1 pseudogene is annotated in these 304 nt (G+C 71.4%); it reads left to right on the plus strand.

The window, feature by feature from the left end:
- Positions 1–304: pseudogene (locus PUR61_RS29265) on the plus strand (ATP-binding protein); the annotation flags it as partial.

Here is a 304-nt window from a genome sequence, read left to right on the forward strand (position 1 = left end):
TCCCCGACCTCGCCCGATCCCTCAACAACCTCGCCAACCACCAGTCCGGCCGCGGGAAGTGGGAAGCCGCCCTGGCATACTCCACCGAAGCCATCGGCATCCGTCGACGCATCGCCGACTCCGCCCCCACCACCCACCTCCCCGACCTCGCGGAGGCCCTCGACAACCTCTCCGTCCTGCAGTCCGAGCACGGCGACCGGGCAGCGGCCCTGACCTCCGCCACCGAAGCCGTCACCCACTACCGCACGCTCGCCGACACCGACCCGCGCGCCCACCTCCCCGACCTCGCCCGATCCCTCAACAA

The organism is Streptomyces sp. BE20 (assembly GCF_036322525.1).
Lineage (GTDB): Bacteria > Actinomycetota > Actinomycetes > Streptomycetales > Streptomycetaceae > Kitasatospora.